The following is a 14,482-nucleotide window of genomic DNA, read 5'->3' as shown; positions in this document are numbered from 1 at the left end:
CGGGCTCCTCCTGGGTGGGGCGTACGACTCCACAGGATAGTCCCAAACGATGACGCCTGAACAGGACTCAGCAGGACTCAGGCATCTGCCGTATAGAGCTCGCCGGCCAGCACGTTGCGCCAGTTCTGCCAGTTGATGCGCGGGCGGTCCGTGACCTCGCGGTTGTAGGGCGCGTCGAACAGGATGTGCTTCCAGCGCGGCCGCACGGCGCCTTCGATATGCGGCTTGTCGTCGATCAGCAGATGGCCGTGCACCAGCGTCTTGTCCTTGGTCAGGATCAGCCGGGTGGTGGCGTCCCGGCCCAGGTGCTTTTCCACCCACAGGTACTTTTCGGCGACGCAGTTTTCAAACTGCGACAGCGGCGACGAGCAGATCCGCACGTCCATGCCCAGCGCCAGCAATTCCTTGACGGCGTCCAGCGCGCCGGGCACGGGCGGCAGATTGCGGATGAATCCCGGCGCGGTGTAGATCGCCTCGGCCATGCCGCGTAGTTCGGGGCCGTAATCCTCACGGATGTAGAAGGACTTGCGGTCCTCGAACGCGATAGGCGCGATGTCCGGGTGGCGTTCGCGCCAGGCGTCGATGAAGGCGTGTTCGAAATCGGCCAGCACGCCGTCTTGATCCAGCAGGATGATCATGGGGGTCCCAAACGTTGGCAACCGTAGGATTGTGCCTTAGCCGCCCAGTGGCCGGGATTGCGCCACGATGCGGTAACGGCTGCCGCCGGTCAGCGATTCGGACGCGACCAGCACCATGCGGTCATAGCGCCAGTCCAGCGGCGCGGGCGCGTCGCCAGGCGGCTCGGCGTGCGTGATGTTGCGCAGCAGTGTGACGTGCGGACGGAACGGCTGGGTCGGCGGGGTCAGTCCATAGCCGGACAGCCACTGCCAGAGGTCGTCGTGGGCCTGCTGCAGGCCCGGGGGCGTCTCGGAGGGACCCGCCCAGAGAATGCGCTGGCGGTGGAAGACGCCGTAGCGGTCCAGCTGCACGTCGCCCGGCGCCAGACGATGTTCGGGCGTGGCGGCCGCCAGCTCGTCGGCCAGGGCGCTATCGACGGGTCCCAGGAAGGCGAGCGTCAGATGCAGCGTTTCGGTACGCATGGCGCGTCCGCCCATGGCCGGCTTTGCGGCTTCTGCCCAGCCGGCCAGCGACGCCGCCAGCGGGGGAGACGGCCATAGCGCGTAGAAGAGGCGGATGGTGGACATGCGGCGATTGTAGGGCGCGCCTCGTCCGTCCGCCCGCTAGGGTTTGGATCGCCGGGTCACGCCGGTGTCGAAGCGTTCGACGCTCGGACGCGCGGCAGGGCGGGCGGTCTGCGGGGAAGCGGTATCCGCCGTGGCCGGCCGGTCAAAGCGCTCGACGCCCGGGCGAGCCGGGCGGTCGAAGCGTTCCACGCCGGGGCGCGCGGCGGCGGGGCGGTCGAATCGTTCGACGCCCGGGCGGTTCAGCCGCTCGACGCCGGGGCGATCCAGCCGTTCCACGCCCGGACGATCAAACCGTTCCACGCCCGGACGATCAAACCGCTCGACGCCGGGACGCGCAAAGCGCTCGACCCGTTGCGGCGAGGCGGTCTTGGCGGCCGCGCTTTGCGCCGCCTCCTGTTCGCGCTTGGCGATGATCTCTTCGGCGCGCTGGTGGTGCGGCGCCATCTTGCGCACCATCACCCGGCCGTCGCGCGGGAAGTAATTGATGCGGCGCGCGTGCACGTCGCCCAGATCCTGCGCCTTGACGGGGATGCCTTCGGTCTTGAGGTAGTTCAGGACGAATTCGCCGTTGCGCTCGCCGATGTTCATCTGCTGCATGGCTGCCAGCACCGCGCCGCCGCCGAACACCTTGGCTTCCAGGCGGTCGCGCGAGGCGCCGGCCTTGAGCAGTTCGTTGATCAGCACTTCCATCGCAAAGGCGCCGTAGCGCATGGTGGCCGACGCGGGCGATTGCATGTCGCCCTCGGGCAACATGAAGTGGTTCATGCCGCCCACGCCCGTGACCGGGTCGTGGATGCAAGCCGCCACGCAGGATCCCAGGACGGTCGAGATCATCATGTTCTCGTTGGTGACGTAGTACTCGTTCGGGAGCACTTTCACTGCCGGAGATTGGAACGCGCTGTCGTAATAGTGACGCGTTGCGCGGGCTTCAAGAGCGGCCATTGGACTGATATCTGGGCAAAAACGGCGATTGAGACACTAGAAATACAAGGAGAAGCGGCAATTGTGACAAAACATGTAAAAAAATGTCGCTTTATTCTTGCATATCCCGGCAGTCAATGGGAGAAAACTGTGTAAATACGACCAAAGCGTCGTTTATTGGAACTTCCTCCTGTCGCCCGCATGCAAAAAGCCCGTGCGGATGGCAGGCAACCATCCTACACAGGCTGTTTTGCGGTCTTTCCCCGGATCACGGGGATGAAGGGGGTTCAAACGGAGGTTTAGAGGCCGGATTTTCGCCCGACCCAGGCCTCAGAGCTGGTAGCGCGCCGTCAGCATCAGGTTGCGCGGGTCGCCATAGACGTTGCTGGGGAAGCTGACGCTACCCGACAGGGCGTTGTAGTACCGCTTGTCTAAGACGTTGTTGATGTTCAGTTGCAGATCCAGCTTCGGGGTTGCCTGCCAGCCCACCACCAGGTCGGTGACGGTGTAGCCGCCCTGCGCGATCCGGAAGGGCACGCCGCTCGTGGCGCCCTGGTTGTAGATCGAATCCTGACGGTAGATCGATCCGCCGATCCGCCAGCCCTGCATGACGCCGGGCAGCCGGTACATGGTCGACAGCTTGAACAGGTGCCGCGGCGTGTCCGTGTCAAAAAGCGCGCCTACATTGGCGGGATTCGCATCCTTGCGGTAGCGCGCGATGGCCACCGTGTAACCGGCGCTGACCTGCCAATTGGGCGTGATGGCGCCCTGCAGTTCAAACTCCATGCCCTGACTGCGCACTTCGCCGGCGGCCGAGTAGCAGCTGACGGTCGGGTAGCCGGCGCACTGGCTCTGGTCGGTGCTGCGGAAGGCGCGATTCTTCTGATCCATGCGGAACAGCGCGGCCGAGGCATTCAGCGCACCGCCGAAGTATTCGCCCTTGATTCCGATCTCGTAGTTCTGGCCGATCACCGGATCCAGCAGATTGTTGCTGGCGTCCAGGTAGTTCTGGGGTTTGAAGATGTCGGTGTAACTGGCGTAGACCGAGTGCTGGTCATTCAGGTCGTAGACCACGCCGGCGTACTTGGTCAGTTGGCTGTTGATGCGGTAGCGGTTATGCGCACTGACGGAGGGCGTGTTGGACGCATAGTTCGGATAGGTGTTGAAGGTGTCGTTGTAGTCGAACCAGTCCAGCCGGCCGCCCAGGATGAATTTGAGCCGGTCGGTCAGACTCAGGCGCGTCGTGGCGTACACGCTTTGCTGTTTGATCTTGGCGTCCATCCAGTCCCGCAGCGGAATGTGGGGATCGGGAACGGCGCTCGGGTCGAAGTTGTAGAGGTCCAGATTGTTGTTGAGCACCAGGCCCTGGCGGCTATTGCCGTCGAAATCGACGTCGCGGTAGCTGGCGCCCAGGACCAGCTCGTGCGTGCGGCCCAGCAGATCGAAGGGGCCGTTGGCATACAGGTCCACGCTGCTCTGCTTTTCCTTGTGGGCATTGCGCGCGCCCAACTGGCTGTACCGGCCGGTGGCGACGCTGTAGCTGAGGTAGTGGCCCTGCATGTCGACGTCGGCCTGCGCGTAATAGGCCGAAAGGTGCATGCGCCAGCCATTGCCGAACCGGTGGTCGAGCCCCGCGAATGCCGAGTCGGTGGTCTTGTTCCAATGCTCCCAGTCGTTGGCATAGGACGTGGACCGGGGCAATCCCAGATCGCTGCCGTCGCGGCCCACGGGCAGGCCGGTGAAGCCGTTGCCGTGCAGCCGGTTCTCCTGGTGCAGGGCGCTGAGCGTCAGCGTGGTGTGGGCGCCCAGATCCTTCTCCAGAATCCCGTAGAACGTCTGGCCGTCGCTGCTTTCGCCACGTTTGTAGCTGCCGTAGTCCTGCGTGGCGACGACCGCGCGGCCGCGCAGGCTGCCGTCCTCCGACAGCGGCCCCGAGGCGTCCAGTTCCGCCCGGTAGCGGTCCCAATTGCCCGCGCTGGCGGACAGGGACACCTGCGGCGCCTCGGTCGGGCGCTTGCGGACCAAGTTGATGGCGGCCGACGGATTGCCCGCGCCCTGCACCAGTCCCGTTGCGCCCCGCACGATCTCCACGCGGTCGTAGATGGCCATGTCGGTGGCCAGCAGATCCTGCGACAGGTTGGAGCTGTCCAGGCCCACGGGCAGGCCGTCGTACATGATGTTGTCGACGTACATGCCGCGCGAATAGAAGGACGCGCGCTCCGGCCCGAAACGCCGGAAGGTCAGGCCGGTGGCGGTCTGCACCACGTCGTTGACCGTCGCCAGGTTCTGGTCCTGGATGCGTTGGCGGGTGACGACGGTGACCGACTGCGGCGTTTCGCGCATGGACAGGTTGAGCCGGGTGGCCGTGCTCATGCTGCCGGTGGTGTACGACTCCGTGCCTTCGGTCGTGCCGTCGGCGGCAGCGCTGCCGGTCACCGTGACCAGAGGCAGCGTGGTGGCGCCGGACGCGGCGGATGCACGCGTGTCGTCGACACGCAGCACGAATGCGCCCGTGTCCAATCGCACGGCCCGGAGACCGGTGCCGGCGAGCAAGCGCGTCAGGGCGCTGGCGGCGGGATGGCGGCCCTGTACGCCGGCCGTGTGCTTGCCGTCGGTCTGTTCGGCGGTGAAGGTCAGCATGATGCCGGCCGTGCTGGCCAACTGTCGCAAGGCGGGCGCCAGCGGGCCGGCGGCGATGTTGAAGTCGGCCGATGCGGTCTCAACCGCCGCGGTGTCGACCGCCGCGGTATCGACCGCCGCGGTATCGACCGCCGCAGCCGCGGCCTGCGCGCGCACGGACGCCGGCGCGGCACCCGCAATCGCGGCGGTCAGCGCCAGGACGGCAAAGGCAATGGGAGTTGGATGTGGGCGCCTCGAATCCTGGGCGCGGTACTGGTTCGGCATGCTCTTCCTTGTGATCGGACCTCCGAAAATTCCGGTCCCTCATGAGGTAGGTGCCGCGAAAACGCAGATCGGGCAGTCGCTGCGATAAATATTTTTTGCCGCCCTAGCCGGCCGGCACGATCGTCGCCCAGTAGCGGGTGCGCCACTGCACGCGGACGGGCAGCACGCTGGGCAGGGTGGCCAGGATGCGATCGGTGTCGGCCAGGGGGAAGACCCCGGAAAGGCGCAGCCCCGCGATCTGCGGATCGACACGCAGGATGCCCGTCCGGTAGCGGCCCACTTCGGCCAGGAAATCGCTCAACCGCTGCTCGTCGGCCACCAGTTGCCCACGCGCCCACGCGTCTGCGTGTGCATCGGCCGATTGCGGCGGTTCGACCGCGTCGCGGTTGAACCGGGTCTGCTCGCCGGCATGCAGCCGTCGCGCGTTGCCGGACCGGGGAGCAATCTCCACCGCGCTTTCCTGAACGGCCACATGAGTCCATCCGTCTTGTTGCCGCACGGTGAAGCGGGTGCCCAGCGAGCGGATGGTGCCTTCGGCGGTCGCCACCAGCAACGGCCGCGAATCCGCCAACGCCGGCTCGTGGCGCGTGGCGATCATGATCTCGCCCGCCACCAGCAGAATGCGGCGCTGGGTGGCATCGAAGCGCAGGTTCACCGCGCTGTCCGTGTTGAGCGTGAGCCGGGTGCCGTCTTCAAGCGTGAGATTGCGCTGCTCACCGGTGCCGCTGCGATAGTCGGCAGTGCTGGTCTGCCAGACGCCGGTGCGGGACCCGAGCAGTCCGGCGCCGGTGGCGATTCCTCCCCACAGCAGCATTCGGGTGGCCCGCCGGCGGGCGGCGAGGGCCGGCCGGCCATTCGCGCCGTAGGGCGATAAGGCCGCATAAGCCGGCGCAGATTCCAATGATTTCATCCGCCCGGTGACGGCCTCGACGTGCTGCCATGCCGCTTCATGGTCGGCATGCGCCTGGCGCCATTGGCGCCATTGCTGTCGCTGCGCGTCGCCAACCTCTCCGGACATCAGCAGGGTGAGCCAGTCCGCGGCCGCATCCGCGCAGGCCCGGGTGATGACCCGGCCGCCGGGCAGCGTCAGCGTGTCTTGGCGGGCGGCCATGACGTCAGTACGCCAGCGCGAACATGCATTCGCGGTTGGCCCGGGTCAGATACTGCTTGACCGAACTTGTCGAGGCGCCCAGCCGTTCGGCGATCTCGGCGTAGCTCAGTTCGAACAGGTGCGCCAGAAGAAAGGCTTCGCGCACTTTGGGAGGCAGGCCATCGAGCACGCGGTCGATCTGCTGCAGGCTTTCAACCGCCATCAGCCGCATTTCCGGCGACGGCGCTACTTCCTCGGGCAGCAAGGCCAGCGCTTCAAGGTAAGCCGTTTCCAGCAACTGCCGGCGGTGACGGTGTGCGAGGAGGCGGCCGGCGATCGTGGCCAGGAACGGACGCGGCTTCCGGATCTCGGAAGCCGCGGTCTTGCGGTCCAGCAGGCTGAGGAACGTGTCCTGCGCCAGGTCGGCGGCGGTGAATGTGTCGCCTACGCGCCGTCGCAGCCAACCTTGCAGCCAGGTGCTGTGCTCGACATACAGCCCGGTCAAATCATCAGTAGCGGCGGGATGCGGGGCTGGCATGAGGACGAAACAGCGGAGTCTGGAGGCAATGAGAATTGATCTCATTATACAGATTCACACGTTTGGACCTCGGACAACGCACACGGCAGGTCCGGGCAAGGCGCCCGGACCATCGCCCAAACCGCGCCAGGGCGCGGCTTAGAAGCGGGTGCTGCGCGTGACCGACCAGCGCGCAGACAGCGCGCCGAGCGCGGCCGATGCGACCACCGCGCCGATCAGGACGGGGGCGCCGGGCAGGTGCAGGGCAAATTCGGCCCCGTAGCTGCGGGCCAATCCCAGCAGCGCCTCATTCAGCGGAGACAGCGCGACCGACGCCACGCCGATCGCCAGCAGCGAGGCCAACGCGCCAGACAGCGCGCCCAGGTACAGGAACGGCCGGCGCACGAACGATTCGGTGGCGCCGACCAGCCGCGCCACGCCGATTTCCTCGCGTTGCGACAGCGCCTGCATGCGCACGGTGTTGAAGACGGTGGCCAGCACCACGACCGCCACGCAAGCAGCCAGGAACCCCAGGCCGATCCGCGCAAAGCGCAGAATGGCTTCCAGCCGCTGGACCCACGCGCTGTCCAGTTGCACCAGGTCCACGTGGTTCCATTGTTTCCAGGCCGAGGCCAGCGTGTCGGCGCGACCGGCCAGGTTGTCGCCGTCGGCCAGCGTGACGACGACCGCGTCGGGCAGCGGGTTGCCCGGCAGCACGGCCAGCGCTTCCTGCCAGGCGGGGTTGGCGCGCAGGTCGGCCAGGGCGCTTTCGCGGCCCACGACGCGCACGGCCCGCACCTCTTGCGGATAGTCGGCTTGAATGCGCTTGGCGACGTCCGCCGCCGCGCCCGCAGGCGCATCCACGCGCATGAAGACGGTGACTTCCGGCGTGACGGACATTTCCCGCGCCACCGGTTGCACCGAGACCAGGATCGCGCTGCCCAACAGCGGCAGCGCCAGCGCAAGCGCCATGACCAGCAGGTTGGCGAGCGACGAGAAGGGTTGCTTGATCAGCCGGCGCAGGGTGACCAGCAGCGCGTAGCGGTGTTGCCGCAGCCAGGCGTTCATGCCGATTCTCCCGGATGGCCGAGGCCGGGCTCGGTGCGGCCGGCGCGGGTCGGCGCGGGATGGGCGGACGCCGGATGCGCCGCCGTGCCGTCCCCCGGCGTCGAGGGGCCGTGGGAGTCGGCGAACTTGCCCGGCTCGATCCGCAGCGTGCGGGTGGCGTAGCGGGCCATGAGTTCCTGATCGTGCGAGGCGATCAGCGTGGTGACGCCGACGCGGTTGAAGTCGCGGAACACGTTCATGATGCGTTGCGCGTTGTCGTGGTCGAGGTTGGCGGTGGGCTCGTCCGCGATCAGGATCGCGGGCCGGTTGACGATGGCGCGGGCGATCGCCAGGCGCTGCTGTTCGCCGCCCGACAGCTCGATGGGATTGAGGTCTTCCTTGCCCGACAGTCCGACCTTGTCCAGGGCGGCGCGGGCGCGCGACGCGGCGGAATCCCAGGGGTGTCCCTGGACGGCCAGCGGCAGCATCACATTTTCGAACGCGCTTCGATCGAACAGCAGGTGCGTGTCCTGCAGGATGACGCCCACCGCGCGGCGCAGGTACGGCCGGGCGCGCGCGGGCAGCTTGTCCAGACGCTGGCCGTTCACCTGGATCGAACCGCGGCTGGCGGGTTCAAGCCCGCCGATCAGCTTGAGCAGGGTGGACTTGCCGGCGCCGGACGGCCCCGATACGAAAACGAATTCTCCCGCGCTCACGCGGAAGTTGATGTCGGCCAGGATATTGCGGCCGCGACCATATGATTTGAATACGTGCTGGAATTCGATCATGGCGGCTGTCAGATGAAGCCGCCATAGTAACTCGGGGACAGTAAGGTGGCCTACATCTCTTGGCGCGGGTGTCGAAGGCCCGATTCATTCCGCCGGCTGAAACGCACGTTCGCAAAGCTGAAAGCGCGTCCCTGTTTTTCGTCAAAAACAGCGTTTCATTTCATCCAGTGTCCCTATATTTCAAGGGAATTCCCGGATGCGCCGCGTGCTTTGCGGACGCTACCATCCGCCCCATGCGTGGGCCCAACCCGGCCCTTGCTTTGGATTCCGCTTCATCCCACACGGAGATCACGATGAAAGTACTGAAACTCGCTGCCATTGGCGCTGCCTTGTTTGCTGCCTCCTCGGCTGCCAACGCGGGCGCAACCTTCGATAACGTCAAGAAGAAAGGGTTTGTCCAGTGTGGGGTTTCGACGGGCATCCCGGGTTTCTCCATCGCCGACAGCAAGGGCGAATACAAGGGCATCGACGTGGACATGTGCCGCGCCATCGCCGCGACCATGTTCGGCGACGCCTCCAAGGTCAAGTTCACGCCGCTGAACACCCAGCAACGCTTCACCGCGCTGCAGTCCGGTGAAATCGACGTGCTCACCCGCAACACCACCGTCACGCTGACGCGCGACACGACGCTCGGCCTGATCGGCGTGGGCGTGAACTACTACGACAGCCAGGGCGTCATGGTCTCCAAGGACCTGAACGTCAAGAGCGCCAAGGAACTGAACGGCGCCACGATCTGCGTGCAGCCGGGCACCACCACCGAGTTGAACCTCGCTGATTGGTTCCGCAGCCAGAAGATCGAATTCAAGCCGGTCGTGATCGACAAGTACGACGAGATCATCCGCGCCTTCTCGGCCGGCCGTTGCGATGCCTTCACGACCGACAAGTCGCAGCTCGCCTCGACCCGTACCACCCTCGAGAACCCGGACAAGTTCGTCATCCTGCCGGAAGACTTCTCCAAGGAGCCGCTGGGCCCGATGGTCCGCCAAGGCGACGAGCAGTGGTTCAACATCGTGCGCTGGTCGCTGAACGCCATGCTGGAAGCCGAGGAATACGGCATCACCAAGGCCAACGTCGATGAAATGACCAAGAGCCCCAACCCCAACATCCAGCGCATCCTGGGCGTGACCCCGGGCATGGGCAAGAACCTGGGCGTGGACGACAAGTGGGCCTACAACATCATCAAGAGCGTGGGCAACTACGGCGAAAGCTTCGAATCCACGCTGGGCAAGAACAGCGCGATGAAGCTGGAGCGCGGCTTGAACGCTTCGTACAAGCAAGGTGGCTTGATGTACGGCTGGCCGGTGCGCTGACGCGCGGCTGCCTGGCATGGCGGAGCACGGCTCTCCGTCATGCCTAGGGCCTGTCTGCACAGGACGTGTATTCTGGACAGGCCCTAACCCGCCTTCGGGCGGGCGGCAGAAGTGGGTGGCGCGGCTTTTCCGGCATGCCACCCGGTGTCCGACTTCTGTAGATTCATCATGACGACTCCCAACAAAAACGCCCCGATTTCGGCACCCCCCCGGCGTCTGAACTGGAACGATCCCGGCGTACGCTCCGTGGTCTACCAGGTCATTGCGCTGACCGCGGTAGCCTGGGCCGTGTGGTTCCTGGTTTCAAACACGCTCCACAACCTGTCCGTGCGCAACATCGCCACGGGCTTCGGCTTCCTGAACCGCGAGGCCGGATTCGCCATCGGCGAAACCGCCGTCGCCTATTCCCCATCAGACACATACGGCCGCGCCATCGTGGTCGGCCTGCTCAATACGCTGCGCGTGGCCGTCCTCGGCATCGTGCTGGCGACCATCCTCGGCACGCTCATCGGCATCGGCCGCCTGTCCAAGAACTGGCTCGTGGCCAAGATCACCTCTGTGTATGTCGAGGTGATGCGCAACGTGCCGCTGCTGCTGCAGTTGTTCTTCTGGTATGCGCTGATCACCGAGAACATGCCGGGTCCGCGCCAGGCGCACAATCCGCTGCCGGGCGTCTTCATTTCCAACCGCGGCCTCAAGGTTCCGGCGCTGGAAGGCAACTCGTTCGACTGGATGCTGGCCGGACTTGGACTGGCGATCGTCGCGATCATCATCCTGGGCCACTACGGCAAGAAGCGCCACGAGGCCACGGGTCACATGTTCCCGCTGGGCCGCTGGGCCATCGGCCTGTTGATCGGTCTGCCGTTCATCGGCTGGCTGGTCAGCGGCGCGTCGCTGACGCTGAACATGCCGGAACTCAAGGGCTTCAACTTTGCGGGCGGTCTCACGCTGTCGCCGGAATTCGCCGCGCTGCTGGCCGGTCTGGTGATCTACACGTCGGCGTTCATCGCCGAGGTGGTGCGCTCGGGCATCCAGGCGGTCAACAACGGCCAATGGGAAGCCGCCGGCTCGCTGGGCCTGCCGCGCGCCAAGGTGCTGCGCCTGGTGATCCTGCCGCAAGCGCTGCGCGTGATCATCCCCCCCATGACCAGCCAGTACCTGAACCTGACCAAGAACAGCTCGCTGGCCGTGGCCATCGGCTACCCCGACATCGTGTCGGTGGTGAACACGACGTTGAACCAGACGGGCCAGGCCATCGAGGGCATTCTCATCATCATGGGCGCATACCTCACGGTCAGCCTGTCGATCTCGATCTTCATGAACTGGTACAACAAGCGCATTGCGCTGGTGGAGCGTTGATATGAGCAGCACTACGCATACCCCCAGCGAAGCCCTGCCGCCGCCCAGCAACCAGACGGGAGCCTGGGCCTGGCTCCGGACGCGCCTGTTCTCGTCGCCGCTGAACATCCTCATCACGGTGTTGCTGGCGTGGTTCCTGTTGATGTCCATTCCGGCGCTGGTCGAGTGGGCTTTCATCAAGGCGAGCTTCGACGCGACCAACGCGCAGGAATGCCGCGCTGCCGGCGGCGCCTGCTGGGCATTCATCATTGAAAAGCACCGGCTGATCCTGTTCGGCACCTATCCCTACGATGAGCAATGGCGGCCGTTGATCGCCACCATCATCCTGGTGGCGGTGATCGTCTGCAGCGGCATCCGCCGCTTCTGGAACTGGAAGCTGGCCGTCATCTGGACGGTGGGCCTGACGGCCGTGGCGCTCCTGATGTGGGGCGGCGTGTTCGGCCTGACTTACGTGGAAAACGCGCGTTGGGGCGGTCTGCCGCTGACGCTCATCCTGTCCACGTTCGGCATCGCCTTCGCGTTCCCGATCGGCGTGCTGCTGGCCCTGGGCCGGCGCTCGAAGATGCCGGCCATCAAGGCGCTGTGCGTCGTGTACATCGAGCTGATCCGCGGCGTGCCGCTCATCAGCCTGCTGTTCATGTCGTCGGTGATGTTGCCGCTGTTCCTGCCGGAAGGCTTTTCGATCGACAAGCTCCTGCGCGCGCAGATCGCCATCATCATGTTCGCGGCGGCCTACATCGCGGAAACGGTGCGCGGCGGCCTGCAGGCCATCCCGAAGGGACAGTACGAAGGCGCGGATTCGCTGGGTCTGAACTACTGGCAGCAGATGCGCAAGATCATCCTGCCGCAGGCGCTCAAGATCGTGATTCCGCCGCTGGTCAGCATCTTCATCGCGCTGTTCAAGGACACGTCGCTGGTGGTGATCATCGGCATCTTCGACCTGACGCTGGCGGCCAAGGCAGCCTTGTCCGACGCGGCATGGCGCGGATTTGGGGTGGAAGCGTACCTGTTCATTTCGCTGATCTACTTCGTCTTCTGCTTCTCCATGTCCAAATACAGCCAGGCGCTGGAAAAACGCCTGGCCACGGGTCACGCACGCTAGCAATTTGCCGCGCGTCCGCCGCAAGGCGGGCGCGCAAAGCGATACTTACGGGAGTACAGGCATGTCGGATGCCATTATTCGTTTGCAGGACGTGAACAAGTGGTACGGCCAGTTCCACGTGTTGCGCAACATCAACCTGGACGTCGCGCCAGGCGAGCGCATCGTGGTGTGCGGACCCTCGGGTTCGGGCAAGTCCACGATGATCCGCTGCATCAACCGCCTTGAAGAGCACCAGAAGGGCCACATCATCGTGGACGGCACGGAGCTCACCAATGACCTGAAGCACATCGAGACGATCCGCAAGGACGTGGGCATGGTGTTCCAGCACTTCAATCTTTTCCCGCACCTGACGGTGCTGGAAAACCTGACGCTGGGACCCATGTGGGTGCTGAAGAAGCCGCGCGCGGAAGCCGAGGCCACCGCAATGAAGTATCTGGAGCGCGTGCGCATTCCGGAGCAGGCCAAGAAGTTTCCGGGCCAGTTGTCGGGCGGCCAGCAGCAGCGCGTTGCCATCGCGCGGTCGCTATGCATGAACCCCAAGATCATGCTGTTCGATGAGCCGACCTCGGCGCTGGATCCGGAAATGGTGAAGGAAGTGCTGGACGTGATGGTCAGCCTGGCCCAGGAAAGCGGCATGACGATGATCTGCGTGACGCACGAAATGGGTTTCGCGCGCAAGGTCGCCAACCGCGTGATCTTCATGGACCGCGGCGAAATCATCGAACAGAACAACCCGGACGAGTTCTTCGACAACCCGCAGAACGAACGGACCAAGCTCTTCCTGAGCCAGATCCTGCACTGATCCGCCAAACCGCCTTCGGGCGGTTTTTCTTTGGCGTGGGCTGCCAATCCCGGGAATTCCGGGCGTTCTTGCTGGTAGCCCTTTGTTACCTCCGTCACGCCGGTGGGGTATGCTACTGACCGCCATTGATCCGGAGTGAGGAGAACACACCATGTCGAATACCCCCCGCAGCGCCGTGCGCCGCGCCCTGTTGCAAGGCGCCGTGGCGCTGGCCGCGACCCTGCCTTTCAGCGCCCCGGCGTTGGCCCAGGCGGCTGATTTCCCGACGAAGCCGATCCGCTTCGTGGTGCCTTACCCGCCCGGTGGCCCGCTGGATACGATGGCGCGCATGCTGGCCGAGAAGGTTCGCGGCTCGCTGGGTCAGCCGGTGATCGTGGAAAACCGTTCGGGCGCGGGCGGAAACATCGGCGCGGACCTGGTGGCCAAGGCGCAGCCTGACGGCTACACGCTGGTGATGGGCGCGGTGGCGACGCACGCGATCAATCCCTGGCTGTTCGCCAACCTGCCGTACGACCCGGTTAAGGATTTCGCGCCGGTGACGATCGTGGCGGCGGTGCCGAACGTGCTGGTGATGAACGTTGAGTTCGCGCAGAAGAACAAGATCGAGAAGCTGGCGGACCTGATCGATTACGCGAAGAAGAACCCGGGCAAGCTGAACTACGGTTCGGGCGGCAACGGCAGCGCGGGCCATCTGTCGGGCGAGCTGCTGAAGGCACGCGCGGGCATCAACGTCGAGCACATCCCCTACCAGGGCGCGGCGCCGGCGCAGTTGGCGCTGCTGTCGGGCCAGTCGGATTTCATGTTCGACAACCTGGCGGCATCGGCGCCGCTGATCAAGGACGGCAAGGTGAAGGCGCTGGCGGTGACGACGGCGCAGCGTTCGTCGTTGCTGGCTGACGTGCCGACGGTGGAAGAGTCGGGCGTGAAGGGCTTTGACCTGGGCACGTGGTTTGGCGTGTTCACGACGGGCGGCACGCCGGCGCCGGTGGTGGCCAAGCTGAACAAGGCGTATGCCGACGCGATGGCTCAGCCCGACGTGAAGCAGCGTCTGCTGACGATGGGTTCCGAGGCGGGTTCGATGACGCCGGAAGCGTTTGCCGAGTTCGTGAAGGCCGAGAAGGCGAAGTATCAAGAGATCGTGAAGATCTCGGGCGCCAGCCTGAATTGATGGCGCTGGCAACGGGCATCTTTAACGGGATGCCTGTTGCGACGCAGTGCTTGCCGCCCGCCGGGATGCTTTCCTGGCGGGCGTTTTGTTTTCTGGTGACGCCTCGATGCTCTGCGGTCGGGTGTCTGATTCTGGTGACGCCTGGATGCTCTCCGTTCGGGTGTCTGATTCTGATGGCGCCGCCATGCTCTCCGTTCGGGCGTCTGATTCTGGTGACGCCCGGCGCGTCGTCGGCCTGGGGCGCGCGGGGCTACGATTGCGGTCCGGAG

13 protein-coding genes are annotated in these 14,482 nt (G+C 65.2%); 5 read left to right on the top strand and 8 right to left on the bottom strand.

The features are described from left to right. Window positions 1-77: 77 nt before the first annotated feature. The 8 genes from RT697_RS25045 to RT697_RS25010 all read right to left on the bottom strand — a co-directional run bounded on the left by RT697_RS25045 (window position 78) and on the right by RT697_RS25010 (window position 8,472). Entirely contained in the window at window positions 78-638 is a 561-nt protein-coding gene (locus tag RT697_RS25045; protein ID WP_313702369.1) for a 5'-3'-deoxyribonucleotidase, read from the bottom strand. 36 nt (window positions 639-674) lie between these two features. After that, complete coding sequence (gene thpR, locus RT697_RS25040) at window positions 675-1,205, bottom strand: RNA 2',3'-cyclic phosphodiesterase (protein WP_313702368.1); 531 nt, start codon at window positions 1,203-1,205, stop codon at window positions 675-677. A gap of 36 nt (window positions 1,206-1,241) precedes the next feature. Continuing rightward, complete coding sequence (cheD, locus tag RT697_RS25035; protein WP_313702367.1) at window positions 1,242-2,147, bottom strand: chemoreceptor glutamine deamidase CheD; 906 nt, start codon at window positions 2,145-2,147, stop codon at window positions 1,242-1,244. 309 nt (window positions 2,148-2,456) lie between these two features. Beyond that, window positions 2,457-5,030, bottom strand: a complete 2,574-nt coding sequence (locus RT697_RS25030; protein WP_313702366.1) for a TonB-dependent siderophore receptor — start codon at window positions 5,028-5,030, stop codon at window positions 2,457-2,459. Between the two features lie 103 nt (window positions 5,031-5,133). Next, a complete protein-coding gene (locus RT697_RS25025; RefSeq protein ID WP_313702365.1) occupies window positions 5,134-6,141 on the bottom strand; it encodes a FecR domain-containing protein in 1,008 nt (335 codons plus the stop codon). Window positions 6,142-6,145: 4 nt separating this feature from the next. Then, the gene (locus RT697_RS25020; protein ID WP_313702364.1) at window positions 6,146-6,658 is read right to left on the bottom strand and encodes a sigma-70 family RNA polymerase sigma factor; all 513 of its coding nucleotides are present in this window, start codon (window positions 6,656-6,658) and stop codon (window positions 6,146-6,148) included. A gap of 138 nt (window positions 6,659-6,796) precedes the next feature. Next, window positions 6,797-7,705 (bottom strand): ABC transporter permease, encoded by a 909-nt coding sequence (locus tag RT697_RS25015; RefSeq protein WP_175122199.1) that lies wholly within the window; start codon window positions 7,703-7,705, stop codon window positions 6,797-6,799. Further along, complete coding sequence (locus tag RT697_RS25010; RefSeq protein ID WP_313702363.1) at window positions 7,702-8,472, bottom strand: ATP-binding cassette domain-containing protein; 771 nt, start codon at window positions 8,470-8,472, stop codon at window positions 7,702-7,704. Before RT697_RS25010 ends, RT697_RS25015 begins: the two co-directional genes overlap by 4 nt. Window positions 8,473-8,765: 293 nt before the next feature. Here RT697_RS25010 and RT697_RS25005 point away from each other — a divergent pair, with 293 nt between their 5' ends. The 5 genes from RT697_RS25005 to RT697_RS24985 all read left to right on the top strand — a co-directional run bounded on the left by RT697_RS25005 (window position 8,766) and on the right by RT697_RS24985 (window position 14,213). After that, a complete protein-coding gene (locus tag RT697_RS25005; protein ID WP_105240917.1) occupies window positions 8,766-9,782 on the top strand; it encodes an amino acid ABC transporter substrate-binding protein in 1,017 nt (338 codons plus the stop codon). Window positions 9,783-9,950: 168 nt separating this feature from the next. Then, window positions 9,951-11,141 carry an amino acid ABC transporter permease gene (locus tag RT697_RS25000; RefSeq protein WP_313702362.1) on the top strand — a complete coding sequence of 397 codons (1,191 nt, stop codon included), beginning with the start codon at window positions 9,951-9,953 and terminating at the stop codon, window positions 11,139-11,141. Between the two features lies 1 nt (window position 11,142). Next, window positions 11,143-12,243, top strand: a complete 1,101-nt coding sequence (locus tag RT697_RS24995) for an amino acid ABC transporter permease (protein WP_313702361.1) — start codon at window positions 11,143-11,145, stop codon at window positions 12,241-12,243. 61 nt (window positions 12,244-12,304) lie between these two features. Then, window positions 12,305-13,045 carry an amino acid ABC transporter ATP-binding protein gene (locus RT697_RS24990; RefSeq protein WP_056559723.1) on the top strand — a complete coding sequence of 247 codons (741 nt, stop codon included), beginning with the start codon at window positions 12,305-12,307 and terminating at the stop codon, window positions 13,043-13,045. Between the two features lie 151 nt (window positions 13,046-13,196). Then, complete coding sequence (locus RT697_RS24985) at window positions 13,197-14,213, top strand: tripartite tricarboxylate transporter substrate binding protein (protein ID WP_313702360.1); 1,017 nt, start codon at window positions 13,197-13,199, stop codon at window positions 14,211-14,213. Window positions 14,214-14,482 lie beyond the last annotated feature (269 nt).

This window comes from Achromobacter sp., from assembly GCF_032113835.1.
Classification (GTDB): Bacteria; Pseudomonadota; Gammaproteobacteria; order Burkholderiales; family Burkholderiaceae_B; genus Achromobacter.
This window is presented reverse-complemented; position numbering and strand designations above follow the sequence as displayed.